Annotated in this window: 12 protein-coding genes and 3 pseudogenes; 5 read left to right on the top strand and 10 right to left on the bottom strand. The window is 69.7% G+C overall.

Annotation, left to right across the window (positions count from 1 at the left end; translation table 11 throughout):
- Positions 1 to 255: 255 nt before the first annotated feature.
- The gene (locus ABS735_RS16675) at positions 256 to 717 is read right to left on the bottom strand and encodes an AAA family ATPase (RefSeq protein WP_373905382.1); all 462 of its coding nucleotides are present in this window, start codon (positions 715 to 717) and stop codon (positions 256 to 258) included.
- A 178-nt stretch (positions 718 to 895) separates the two neighbouring features.
- Between ABS735_RS16675 and ABS735_RS16670 the strand changes: the two genes are divergently transcribed.
- Positions 896 to 1,216, top strand: a complete 321-nt coding sequence (locus ABS735_RS16670; protein WP_373905383.1) for a DUF2795 domain-containing protein — start codon at positions 896 to 898, stop codon at positions 1,214 to 1,216.
- A gap of 361 nt (positions 1,217 to 1,577) precedes the next feature.
- Here ABS735_RS16670 and ABS735_RS16665 read toward each other — a convergent pair whose 3' ends face one another.
- On the bottom strand, positions 1,578 to 2,618 hold the full coding sequence (locus ABS735_RS16665; RefSeq protein WP_373905384.1) for a DNA topoisomerase IB: 1,041 nt from the start codon (positions 2,616 to 2,618) through the stop codon (positions 1,578 to 1,580).
- A 308-nt stretch (positions 2,619 to 2,926) separates the two neighbouring features.
- Between ABS735_RS16665 and ABS735_RS16660 the strand changes: the two genes are divergently transcribed.
- On the top strand, positions 2,927 to 3,073 hold the full coding sequence (locus ABS735_RS16660; RefSeq protein WP_373905385.1) for a CBS domain-containing protein: 147 nt from the start codon (positions 2,927 to 2,929) through the stop codon (positions 3,071 to 3,073).
- Positions 3,074 to 3,293: 220 nt separating this feature from the next.
- A pseudogene (locus ABS735_RS16655) lies at positions 3,294 to 3,518 on the top strand (DUF5133 domain-containing protein).
- A gap of 298 nt (positions 3,519 to 3,816) precedes the next feature.
- Here the strand turns inward: ABS735_RS16655 and ABS735_RS16650 are convergent.
- The 6 genes and pseudogenes from ABS735_RS16650 to ABS735_RS16625 form a co-directional block, all read right to left on the bottom strand.
- The gene (locus ABS735_RS16650; RefSeq protein WP_373905386.1) at positions 3,817 to 4,245 is read right to left on the bottom strand and encodes a phage holin family protein; all 429 of its coding nucleotides are present in this window, start codon (positions 4,243 to 4,245) and stop codon (positions 3,817 to 3,819) included.
- Positions 4,246 to 4,677: 432 nt separating this feature from the next.
- Entirely contained in the window at positions 4,678 to 4,977 is a 300-nt protein-coding gene (locus ABS735_RS16645; protein WP_373905387.1) for a universal stress protein, read from the bottom strand.
- A 144-nt stretch (positions 4,978 to 5,121) separates the two neighbouring features.
- A complete protein-coding gene (locus ABS735_RS16640) occupies positions 5,122 to 5,796 on the bottom strand; it encodes a dienelactone hydrolase family protein (RefSeq protein ID WP_373905388.1) in 675 nt (224 codons plus the stop codon).
- Positions 5,797 to 5,981: 185 nt separating this feature from the next.
- Positions 5,982 to 6,215: a hypothetical protein gene (locus ABS735_RS16635; protein WP_373905389.1), complete on the bottom strand. Its 234-nt coding sequence runs from the start codon at positions 6,213 to 6,215 to the stop codon at positions 5,982 to 5,984.
- A gap of 351 nt (positions 6,216 to 6,566) precedes the next feature.
- Positions 6,567 to 6,876: pseudogene (locus tag ABS735_RS16630) on the bottom strand (SDR family NAD(P)-dependent oxidoreductase); the annotation flags it as partial.
- Between the two features lie 51 nt (positions 6,877 to 6,927).
- Positions 6,928 to 8,259: an erythromycin esterase family protein gene (locus ABS735_RS16625; protein WP_373905390.1), complete on the bottom strand. Its 1,332-nt coding sequence runs from the start codon at positions 8,257 to 8,259 to the stop codon at positions 6,928 to 6,930.
- Positions 8,260 to 8,641: 382 nt separating this feature from the next.
- Between ABS735_RS16625 and ABS735_RS16620 the strand changes: the two are divergent.
- Positions 8,642 to 8,866 (top strand): annotated as a pseudogene (locus ABS735_RS16620) (rhamnose ABC transporter substrate-binding protein); the annotation flags it as partial.
- Between the two features lie 138 nt (positions 8,867 to 9,004).
- On the opposite strand, the gene ABS735_RS16615 reads toward ABS735_RS16620, so the two are convergent.
- Both ABS735_RS16615 and ABS735_RS16610 read right to left on the bottom strand, forming a co-directional pair.
- Positions 9,005 to 9,994: an MASE1 domain-containing protein gene (locus ABS735_RS16615; RefSeq protein ID WP_373905391.1), complete on the bottom strand. Its 990-nt coding sequence runs from the start codon at positions 9,992 to 9,994 to the stop codon at positions 9,005 to 9,007.
- Positions 9,995 to 10,044: 50 nt separating this feature from the next.
- The gene (locus tag ABS735_RS16610; protein ID WP_373905392.1) at positions 10,045 to 10,875 is read right to left on the bottom strand and encodes a PP2C family protein-serine/threonine phosphatase; all 831 of its coding nucleotides are present in this window, start codon (positions 10,873 to 10,875) and stop codon (positions 10,045 to 10,047) included.
- A gap of 159 nt (positions 10,876 to 11,034) precedes the next feature.
- Between ABS735_RS16610 and ABS735_RS16605 the strand changes: the two genes are divergently transcribed.
- Positions 11,035 to 11,934, top strand: a complete 900-nt coding sequence (locus ABS735_RS16605) for an NAD-dependent protein deacetylase (protein ID WP_373905393.1) — start codon at positions 11,035 to 11,037, stop codon at positions 11,932 to 11,934.
- Positions 11,935 to 12,103: the final 169 nt, after the last annotated feature.

Raw genomic sequence — 12,103 nt, 5'->3', positions numbered from 1 at the left:
GCACCACTCATCAGGGAGACCCGGAACTTCCGCCGTGCGAAGACTCGGCAAGTGCGATCGATGTATGCGTGAGTGAGGTAGTCATGACCGCCAAGGCCGGCGAGAAGGCACAGAGACAGATGATGACTTCTACCGCGCAAGCTGCAGCGAGAAGATTCATGTCAAGCAGGGGGACAAGACCCCGTCCTGCCCGAACGGGCACAACAGTTCGTGACCCGGCGCAACGAGCCGGGCAACGAGTCCTGACGAAATCGCTCACGTGTGCACCTCGAAGCCGCCGCGACCGTCGAAGTGCACCTCACGTACCTTGTCGAACCCGTCCTCCGGCGACGGCCTGCGCAGGCGTTTCAGCGTGGCCAGGACTCCGACGTCCGGGACACGCTGACGGCCTGACCGAGCGGCATTGCGCCGCAGCGACCCGGCCACGTCCGGAGGGAACCAGTAGGCCGTGGCAGAGGCACCGCACGAGTGAGCCGCTTCCACCAGCGGGCCCCACTCCTGCGGCGACGGATTGGTGTTGTCCACCGCCACCGATCTCCCGGCGGCAAGGTGCTCCGCCACCAGCCGCATCTGGCGCTGCTGCTTGTTCCTGGCTCCCCGCGGAAAGAGATCCTTACTCACCAGCGCGTACCCATCCGCCAGGCACCGCGCGTAGAACGTGGACTTCCCGGAAGCCTGCAGCCCGACCAGCACGGCCACATCCACTTCAGCCGCCATGACCACCACCATGACACGCGGTCGGCCGACCGGGAGGCGATCGTTTCATAAGTCAGGCACCTTCCTGCAGCTCTTCGGCGCACGCATCGCGAGGCCGTGTGTACGGCTGGGATGTGAGTGACGCGCCAACAACGGTTACCCGTTGCCCACCAGAAGCTCGCACGACGAAGGAGACGGCATGGCTCACGGCACGAGCGCCCGGGACGTGGTGAGCGCCCTGAAGGACGTCGATTTCCCCGCCGGCAAGGAGGAACTGGCCCAAGCGGCGGTTCGGTCCGGCGCTTCCCAGGAGGTCGTGAAAGCGCTACGCGCGATCCCGCCCGAGCAGTACGCCAACCGCGAAGAGGTGGCTCGGTCGGTGCGGGTGGACCCCGATTCCGATCTCGGTCTCAGTCCCGCGCAGCGGGCCGAGCAGGCCCGTGAGGGCGGCAGGCAGGGGCAGTCGCAGCATCTGCGTGATGTACCCAAACCGCCGGTAGAGGACGAACTGGACCGCTGAGACCGACGTCGGCGGCCCACCGACACGGAACCCGCAGCCGACGAGGACAGGCGCTGTCATGGTGCGCAAGAAAGAAGGCAACGGGCCTCCAGCGCCGCACTGCGGCGCTGGAGGCCCGTCGGACTGGCCACCCCCAGTGCACGCGGCGTGACAACCGGAGCATCGAAACAGCGGAGGCACTTATCCGACCGCGATCCCCTCTCGCAGGAGGAGAAGATCGGGTCCGGCATCGGGACAAGCAGCAGTGGCGGACCGGCGACCCTGGCCCCAGAGAAAGGTGCGGGATCTCCCGGCTCAGGGCGCGGACACCTCGTTCTCCGGACGCGGGCACCTCGTTACACCGAGCGACACGAGCAGGTGTTCAAAGCGGTGAGCGCCGTCCGGGAGCGCCAGGCCGGAGCATGCGCAGCACGGCCCGTTCAGCAGGCCCCTGAGTGGCGGGGATCCCGTACGCGCTGTCGTCACCGAGGTAGGGCAGCGCGGAAGCGATGGTCACGCCTTCCTCGTACAACTCGATCACCCGTGGATTGATGTAAGACGCACGACAGACCGCAGGTGTGTTGCCGAGGTACCCAGCCACCTCACGCGCCGCCCTGGCAATGGCTCGGCGCCGGGCGGTCTCGCTGCGCGTGACGGGCCGGGAGACGGCCAACGCCACGGCAGCCATGACCGTGCCGTGCCAGGTGCGGAAGTCCTTCGCGCTGATCTCCAGGCCGGCCAACTCTTTGAGGTACACATTGACGTCGTCGCCGCTCACGTCGTGCCAACGACGCCCCTCCCAGTACGCCAGGAGCCGGTCACCGCCGCCCCGTCGCCGTCTGAGCGCGTTGAGACTACGGCAGGCAGGGGGATCCGCGACCGTTCGGACGATCTCCTTGCCATGCTTGCCGGTGTAGGTGAACAGGACCGCACCGGCCTGACAGTGGGAGTGCTCGCGCAGCAGCGTCGTCAGGCCGTAACTGCTGTTGAGTTCGGTGTACCGGTCGCTACCGATGCGGAAGAAGCCGAGGTCGAGCAAGCGTACGGCCGTAGCGAGAACGCGCTGCCGGGTCAGTCCCCGATCGCCCAGATGCCCCTCGACGGCCTCCCGCACCACCGGAAAAACCTCAGCAACATCGAGCACATGCTCGTGCTTGGCCTGCTCCTGCTCGGTGCGGAACTGCGGGTGATACAGGTACTGACGGCGTCCGGCGGCGTCGGTGCCCACGGCTTGCAGATGCCCGTTCGTCCGAGCACAGATCCACACATCACGCCAGGCCGGCGGTACGACCAACGCCCGGATCCGGTCCAGCTCCGCAGGATCGCGCACCGGGTCCCCCCTAGTACCGAGGTATCGGAAGCCGCGCCCGTGCCGCAGGCGGCGATACCCCGGGTCCGTGGGACGACTGTGGTAAAGACGCATTCAACCTCCTGCTGCTCACCTGGTGAGACCGAGCCGACTCTCCCCGGGCTGCGACCAGCGCGGAGCGGTCGACGTGGTTCCTCTCGTACTACCCAGATTCCGGGTTCTCAGAGAGGCCAGACGTTCTCCCGCAGGAAGACGTCAGGTGAGGACCAGGAAGGTCCAGATGCCACACCAGGAAGAACACCTGCAGACGGGCAGGCTCCGTTACTGGGCACGGTGTCTCGGAACACACGCCCCGTCCACCGAGATCGCAGCCGCACCGACGGCGCGAGGGCACCGGACGCACCACGACGGGAAGGAATCTGATGACGAAGGCCCGGAACATCATGACCGGCGGGGCCGAGTGCACCGGCGCAGAAGAGACGGTGCTGGACACCGCCCGCAACATCAAGGACCTCGAGGTCGGAGCCCTGCCGATCTGCACACCGACAACAAGCTCACGGGCATACTGACCGACCGGGACATCATCGTGAAGGTCCTCGGCGCGGGCGGACCCCGCCACCTGCCCGGCCTGCCGATCCGAAAGCCGGCGACCTGCTGCGGCACTCTCCATCGACTGAGCCTCGCAACCACCGGCCCGGCCGCCGTCGTCCCTTGGGAATGGCGGCCTGGGCCCGAGTAACCGGGTCGGTGCAAGACCCACGGAAGCGGTGGTGAAAGGGAGGCTCTCCGATGCTCATGGCACACCCCGCCGTGCTGAAGGCCTGAGCGAGCAGTATGACGCACTGCGCGTCCTGCATGCCGAGGACGGCACCGAGGAGGTTCGCCAGCGTATGGATGACGTCGCCTACACGCTGCGTGTCGACCGGTACCCGCGACATTGACGCGGCCCTCATCGCCGCCCGCCAGCGGCTGCCGGGCGCCCGCCCTGAGGACGACTCGTTTCTCACCACCTGACACGTCCTGCGATCGCCATGAGTACGACGGCCGACCTGCCACCCTTACCAGCCTCTGGGAACTGACCTTGACTCGATACTGTTCGGCGTCTGCCGTCACCGGGACGAACAACCTCCGCACGCCACCAAGTGCAGCTCTGTCCGACGGCAACTTCCTGTGCGCGATCAGCGTGGGCCGGTCAAACGCCGCCTCGGTGAAGTTGGAGGAAGGGACTCTTCAGGGCCGTGAGCGAGCCTCACCCCGCTCCGGTGCGGGCGGCCCGGGTTTGCGCCGACCGGGGTCCTGTCGGCCGCGGGCGTCAAGATTCGCTCGGTGGTCCGCCCGGCATCTGCGCGTGTTCCCCTTCCAGTGCCCCGGCCTCCTTCTCCAGCGCTTCGGCGGTTGTGTCGGCCGCGGCACGGATCCTGTTGCGGGCCGCCACTCCCAGAGCCGCACCGCCCGCGCCGTAGGCACAGGCCAGCACCGCCGCGGCCCTGCCCCTCGGCAGAACGGACTCGGCCGCTCGCAACACGGTCTCGTGAACCGCCCACAGGGCGAGAACGCCGCACGTCCCCGCCCCAGCGAGCAGCACTCCGCCCGCACCGAACCGCTTCAGCGCGGCCAGGACCTCCTCCTGCACGGCCCCGATCTCCCGCCGGGCCAGTTCCGTAGTGTCCTGAGCCAGCCGGGCCGCGGCGTCCCCCACGCGGCCCCCGGCCGACGCCGAGTCGTCGCCTTGCATCCGCATCGACCTCTCCTGCCTGCCAGTCTGCGAATCGGCCGGCGCCATGTGCGGTGCGGGCCTCCTGAGCCCCTCCGCATTACCCCAGCCGGGCCTCCTGACACCGACACGTGCCCGCGCGTCGGTGTTCAGGGGTCGGGCGTTTGCTCCTCGCCCAGCGGTAACTCCGGATTGGACGGCCGTGTGTCCCTGGACGAAGCCCCCTTGGCCTGCCCACACGTCCGGCGCACTCTCGGACGTGTGAGGAAAACGCAGCCCCTAGGCAGCGATCCCTTTTTCGGTGAGCCTCCGGCCGACCTGCCCGATCGGCGCTGCCGGCAAGTGTCCGGCGTCGCTCATGCGGCGATACGACAGGCAGTGCGGGGAAGGGGTCGGGTAATGGCCGACGAACTCGACGATGAATGCCTACTACGGCAGTCATGTGCCTCGTAGCAGCAGCTACCGTACGGGCACGATCGCGACGGGGCAGCTCGCGTGATGCAGCACCGCGTGTGCCACTGACCCCAGAGGCAGGCCGAACCGGCCCTCGACCGACCAGGGCCGTGTCGGTCCGCAGCCCGGGATACGCGGTCGCGACCCGGGTCCGGGCATCGCCAGCAGCTTGGTCGCTGCCTCGAAGACCTGCTCCGTGAGCCCCGTCCCAGTCTCGTCGTACCCGATCTCCACGGCTGAGCCGAGGGCGTGGACGAGCCGCAACGCGGCACCGCGCCGCTCGGCTTCGGCGGCTGCCCAGTCCACGGCAAGCTCGGCAAGCCAGGACTCGGACGTGTCATCGATCCCGGCGAGGACGACCGGCCGTGACGACCCGTCATCGTCCCCACTCCCGTCAGTAACGAAGCCTCAGTCAGTCATCGAGTTGCCCTGCGCGCGTTGTGCGAGCGGTCATTCCTCCTCCTCCGACGCCTTTCCCACCGACCGCAGTCGGTTGTCGCACCACTGCCTGGCCGTATCGGCGACCTTCTCCAGAGCACCGGGTTCCTGGAACAGGTGTGTGGCTCCCTGTATCACGCGCAGGGAGTGCGGGGCACGCAGTCGCCGGGCCGCCTCCTCGTTCAGCCGCAGCACCTCGGGATCCTGGCCGCCGACCATCAGCAGCACCGAGGCCGTCACTTGATCGAGGGCGTCTTTGGCCAGGTCGGGCCGTCCGCCCCGGGAGATCACGGTCAGTACGCGCCACGGCCGATCGGCCGCGGCAACCAGAGCGGCGGCCGCACCGGTGCTGGCGCCGAAGAGAATCACCGGCAGCCCGCTGGATTCGGACTGCACCTCAAGCCAGTCGATCGCCGCCACGAGCCGCCTGCCCAAGAGGGGAATGTCGAAGCGATGCTCTGCCGTCAGCGTGTCATGGCGCTCTTCCTCTTCGCTGAGCAGGTCCATGAGCAGCGTGCCGAGGCCGGCGCTACGCAGTTCGGCGGCAACCATCCGATTGCGTGGACTGTGCCGGGAGCTGCCACTGCCGTGGGCGAACAGCACCACGGCCCCAGCAGGCGTCGGGGTGACGAAGTCGCCGTGGAGCGTGGTACCACCCGCGGGCACCAGAACCGTCTCGGAGATCATCGGCGTCAACTTCTTCCCCGCTCTGCCGAATGGCGGATCGATTCGTCCGCTGTGTCACCGCCCCGCGTACCCATTTCACGGGCAGGGCATGACCCGAACCCCGGTGCTACGGCGTTTCGGCCCTCCCCATACGGGCAGCGCTTCGATGGCCTCCGTCGCCGACCGCGCGACAGCCTCCGCGCCGGCTACTGTGCAGCCGTGCTGAGGTCGTCCTGGTAGCGCAGCAAGACGCCCACGCCGTCGGTGAGGCGCATACGGTCCTGTGGCAGCACGATCAGTTCAGCTCCGGTGCGGAAGACGGCGTAGAGCACGGCCGTATCGGCCCGCTCCTCCCCGGGAGACGTCGCACCGAAAGCCTCCAGTTCTGAGGCCGAAAGCGCGATCTGCGGCGCCTTCGGACATCCGGCGGTGCCGCGCACGCTGTGCCAGGAACGCTTCCACCTGCTGCTCGTCCGCGGCGCTCAAGCGCCCCTCCAGCACTTGCCCCACGCGTGCTTCCAGCAGAGCCGGTCCGGCAGAGGACTCCGAGGGACAGGGCGAGGCGTCCGTGCGCGGTGAACAAGGCTTGTCCATGCCTACCGGGCAGCGAGCGGCCCGTTCCCACGACAGTCGCCAGGGCGGAGATGATCGCGGTGTCGGCTCCTTGTGCGATCAGGGCATCGCGCTGGTGCCGCCGGCGCAGGTCGATCGCCTTGTCGGCGTCGTCGATGTCCCGGGACGTATCGAGGTAGACGCTTGCCCAGGGACCGAACCCGGCGAAGAGGGGATCGAGAACGGCGCCCGGCGTCCTCCACCCATCGAGCGGTCTCGCGCTTCGTCTTCTTCTCCGTCCAGGTAGGAGAAGAGCACGTCGGCTCCCTCGCGGGCGAAGGCCAGGGCCACCGCTCGTCCAATCCCGCAGTCCCCGCCGGTGATCACGGCCTTGCGGCCGTCCAGGCGGCCACTGCCCCGGTAGGACTCCTCACCGTGATCCGGAGGCGGGGCGGGTCCATGGGCCGGCCCGGCCGGGATGCGGCTGGTCCTGGGAAGGGAACTCAGGCTCTACGGATGCTGGTGGACGGGGTTCTGTGGTTGGTTCACGGCTTTGGCCTTCCTCATCGGTGGCACGCTTTCCGACTTGCCTGGTCGATCTCACACGCCCATCGGCCAGGTCTGTGCCTCCTCGCCGCGTGCCGGAATCGCGCGCAATGGGGTGAGCGCTCTCGTGCGGTCGAGAAAGCAGAAGGCGTCGTAGCGACCGTCGAGGACGGTGGGCACGTAGTTGCCCCAGCGTTCCTGCTCCGGCCGGTAGACGACGCCGATGGCGCGGTGATCGCGCTCCTGGTCCCTCCACTGTGGGTGGTTGGTGCTGGTAGGCCCCTGACGCTCCGTCTGGGGAAAAACAAACAGGGCCTGCCCGTCGGGCAGTGCCTGGTGCAGCAGGTCCTCGACGCTGTCCGGGCGCGCGGGTGGCACGTCCATCGCCCGTGGTGTGTCACCCCAGCTGTCCGCGGCGACCACGGTGCCCGAATAGGAACCGAAACCGACCAGCACGACGCCTTCCGCAGCATGCCGTTCCCGGACGAGCTGGCCGACGTTGACCATGCCGGCGTCGGTCATGTCGGTGGCGCGGGCGTCGCCGATGTGGGTGTTGTGCTCCCACACCACTGCCTTGGCGCCGGGCCCGTGGTGGTCCATGAGCCGTTCGAGGGTGTCGGCCATGTGGTGGTCGCGGATGTTCCACGACTCGGGACCGCTGCTGATCATGGACCGGTAGTACCGGTCGGCCCCGGCCAGCACCTCCGCGTTCTGCCGGGCGGCGAACTCCGCCAGATTGCCGTCCAGCACCGCGGTCTCTGCGGCCCGCCGCCGCAGCTGGGTGAGCAGCTCCACCACCTGTGGCTCACAGCCCTCGGGCGTGAACCGGGTGGCCAGCGCATAGGACTGGGGATCCTCGGCGTACGGCTCGAAGCAGCGGTACGCCTCCACCGCATGCTCCACCCGGCCGGGGTCGTGTACGCGCAGATGGTCGAGCACGGCGTGCAGCGACTCCCAGAGGCTGTACACGTCCAACCCGAAAAAGCCGACACGTCGCTCCGTCGGCAGATCTTCATTGTGCCGACGCAGCCACCTCGTGAACGCGGCTACATCCGTGTTGGCCCACATCCAACTCGGCCAACGCCCGAAGCCCGCCAGCACCTCGCCGGGGTCCTCGGGCGCCCCCAGTGCACCGACCAGCGAGCAGTGCACGGCCTGGCAGTCCGGCCAGTCGCCCTCCACGGCGACGAAGGAGAACCCCTTCTCCTCGATCAGCCGACGGGTCAGTACATCGCGTACCTGGTAGTACTCGGCAGTACCGTGCGACGCTTCGCCAAGCAGGACGTAGCGGGCGTCGCCGATACGTTCCATCAGCGGATCCAGGGAGGCCGGGCCGGACAGGGGCAGGGCTTCCTCTTGTATGCGGGCCGGGTCGGTCTCGGGCACGGTCACGTCCCTTCTGCCGGATCCGGCCCCGAGTTCCCGCCGCGCTTACGCCGAAAACGAAGGATGGGACGACGTCGGCAGCAGAGCCCCGGCCCTTCGGCGGCGCGCCGCGAACAGCTTCCGTGCGGGCCTGGCCTGCGCCGGGCCGGGCCCCGGACTCTCGGGTGAAGCGGCAATCCGCAGCACCAGTTGCCTTCCGTAGCACTTGATCGGCCCGCAGGCGCAGCGATCCAGTCCCTCCACGGCGGGTACTCATACTCGCCGGCCCGGAGATCTCCTTTCACCAAGACAGCGACCGTTGGAGCAGGTGGCGCCCATGACCCCCGACACGGTCTCAGCGCCCGCGGATCGCGTGACGCTCGACGGTGACCTCACGGTTACCGAGGACGGCACGGCGGAGGCGTTCCTGCTGTGGGACCCGGCCAAGCTCGGCGAGCCGGCGGGTCACGCCGCGGTGGCCCTCACCTCCGGACAGATCACCGGCCGTGAGGGGCAGATGTTCCTGGCCGGAGACATGGGCTGGTTCAAGCTCGGTGGGAACGGCGTCATTACCCTCGGCGATCCGACGGTCTTCGACGCCGGGAACATCGACGACTACGACTTCTGACCTCCGCTTCCCACGCCCGCTTGCGACCTCCGCCTCCGACATCCGCTTCCGATCTCGCGCGCACTTGCCCGGTCGGGTGACGTCCGGGCCGTGCCGACGGCGGCCGGGATGCCGGCGGCGGGGAGAGCGCCGCCGCGCTCACCGGCTCTCTCCTCCGGGTGGCCCCGGGTTGCCGGAGCCGCCGGCGTTCAGGTGCTGCAGCGCCTCGACCAGTTCGTGGCAGGCCCGTTCCACCGACCGTCTGGTGTTGAGCTGTTCGCTGATCACCGCGGAGAGCAGGAGCGCGGTCAGGCCGAGGGTGCCGTTGAACGCCTGGAGCTTCATCATCGTCTCGATCTCGGTCAGCTTTCCGAAGGAGCCTGCCTCCTGCCGGGCCACGACGGTGGCCACCACCGAGGCGAAGAGGGCGCACGGAATGCCGCCCGCCAGCTGGAAGCGCAGCGCCGACCAGATGAGGATCGGATACGTCAGGAACATCACGCTGACCGAGCTGTACATGATCAGCGGCACCAGGACGCACACGACGACGGTGAGCCCGGCGGCCTCGGTCCATCGCACGGACGGGGGCGGCAGACGAGCGCGGTACAGCAGGATCAGCAGCGGGGTGACGAGAACGACCCCCATGGCGTCACCGACCCACCAGGCCAGCCAGACGATCTCGACATGGTCGGTGGGGAGTTTGCCCGACACCAGGAGCATGCCGACGCCCGTTCCCGAGCTGACCAGCATCGCGGTCAGAGCCCCCAGGAAGACGAGCGCCAGTCCGTCCCGCAGGCGGCTCAGGCTCACGCGGAACCCCACCGCGCGCAGCATCAGCCAGGCACAGACGGGTGCGGTGGTGTTGCCGGCCACGATGCCGACGGCCTCGACGCCGGGGGCACCCAGCGAAACGATGACCAGCAGCGCACCGAGGGCGATGCCCGGCACGCACCACGGCCCGAACAGGAGCAGACAGGCGACCGCGAGGCCGGTGGGCGGCCAGATGGGCGTGACGACCGACCCGTCGGCGGTCAGCTGCTGGGACAGCCCCAGCCGCCCCGCCGCGTAGTAGCAGCCGGCGACCAGCAGCGTCGCGCAGGCGAGGACGACCGGTCGCGGCCATGCACGGATACCCACCACAGCAGTCATCAGACACCGGGACCGCCGGGTCAGCGAGGTGGGAGGCGCAGCGTCCCGCCCTACGGCGTAACGGCACGCCCGTCATGGCCGACGACGAGCACGGCCGCGTCGTCCTCGTGCCCGATCAGCTCGGCGTTCTTGAGCACGGCGGCCGCCAGCGCGTGCGCCTCCATGCCGACGCCGGCGGCGAGGCTCGCCAGCCGTACCACCCTCTCCAGGCCGTCGTCGACGCTCAGGGACGGTCCCTCCACCACGCCGTCCGTGACCAGGACGAACACTCCGCCCGTGCCCAACCGGTACCGGGTCACCGGGTAGTCGGCGCCCTCCAGGACGCCCAGTGGCGGTCCGCCCTCGTCCCGGCAGACCTCCGCCCTGCCGTCCGCGGTGGCCCGGACGCACGGGATGTGCCCGGCCCGGGCGCTCTCCAGCAGGCCGGTCGCCGGGTCGTACCGCATGAACGTGCAGGTGGCGAACAGGTCCTTGTTGAGAGAGAGGACCAGTTCGTTCGTGCAGGCGAGGAGGTCGCCGGGCTCGCTGGTCACGGAGGCGAGCGCCCGCAGGCCGACCCTCACCTGACCCATGAAGGCGGCCGCGTCGATGGCGTGGCCCTGGACGTCTCCGACGGAGAGGCCGATGCGGCCGTCGGGGAGGGTGAAGGCGTCGTACCAGTCGCCGCCCACGTTGAGTCCGGCGTACGCGGGCGAGTAGCACGCGGCCAGGTGGATGCCGGGTACGGCGGGCAGGTCCGCGGGGAGCATGTCGCGCTGCAGGGCGATCGCCAGCTCCACCTGTGACCGCCGCAGCTCGGCGAGCTCCCTCGCCCGTGTGGTCAGCGAGGCCAGCCGGGCGAGCAGCTCTTCACCGTCAGGTGCGGGACGCTTGCGGAACATCGACCACTCCCCGCCAGGCCGCCTCTCCCGGCAGAGGCCTCTCGGGGCCCCCTGGACAGTGCAAGTCTGTCACCCGGGACTCAAAAGGTCATGCGGAGCCGTCCGGGGGCGCGCGCCCCGCCACGGCCGGGACGGCGGCGCGTTCCGTACCCTTGCCGCATGCGCATGCGCCCCACTCTGAGCTGGACCCCGGGAGTCGACCTGCCGCCGGGCACCACGGACCTGGAGCCGGTCGCCGACGCGCTGCGCGCCGGCGGGGTGCTGGTGCTCAGCGGGGCCGGCATCTCCACGGAGTCGGGCATCCCCGACTACCGGGGCGAGGGCGGGAGCCTGAGCCGGCACACGCCGATGACCTACCAGGACTTCACCGGCTCGTCCGAGGCCCGCCGCCGGTACTGGGCGCGCAGTCATCTCGGCTGGCGCACCTTCGGCCGCGCCCGTCCCAACGGGGGGCACCGGTCGGTGGCGGCGTTCGGGCGGCACGGTCTGCTCACCGGTGTGATCACCCAGAACGTAGACGGTCTGCACCAGGCCGCGGGCAGCGAGGGCGTCGTAGAACTCCACGGCAGCCTGGACCGGGTCCTCTGCCTGTCCTGCGGTGCCTTCAGCCCGCGCCGCGAACTGGCCCGGCGGCTGGAGGCGGCCAACGCGGGCTTCTCACCGGTGGCCGCCGGCATCAACCCGGACGGCGACGCCGACCTCACCGACGAGCAGGTCGGGGACTTCCGGGTGGTGCCCTGCACGGTCTGCGGCGGCATCCTCAAACCGGACGTGGTGTTCTTCGGCGAGAACGTGCCGCCGCGGCGCGTCGAGCACTGCCGCGAGCTGGTGCGCGAGGCGTCGTCGCTGCTGGTCCTCGGCTCCTCGCTGACGGTGATGTCCGGGCTGCGCTTCGTCCGCCAGGCGGCCGAGGCGGGCAAGCCGGTCCTGATCGTCAACCGGGACGCCACCCGCGGGGACCGGCTGGCCGTCACCCGGATCGCGCTCCCGCTGGGACCGGCCCTCACGACGGTGGCCGACCGGCTGGGCCTGACCGTCGGGGACGCGGCGCCGGCCTGACCGTCGGGGACGCGGCACCGGCCTGACCGTCGGGGACGCGGCACCGGCCTGACCGTCGGGGACGCGGCACCGGCCTGACCGTCGGGGACGCGGCACCGGCCTGACCGTCGGGGACGCGGCACCGGCCTGACCGGGCAGCCCGCGTCCCGAGCGGGTACGGAATCTCCCC

The sequence above is a fragment of the Streptomyces sp. MMCC 100 genome (genome assembly GCF_041538145.2).
In the GTDB taxonomy this organism is placed as follows: domain Bacteria; phylum Actinomycetota; class Actinomycetes; order Streptomycetales; family Streptomycetaceae; genus Streptomyces.
This window is presented reverse-complemented; position numbering and strand designations above follow the sequence as displayed.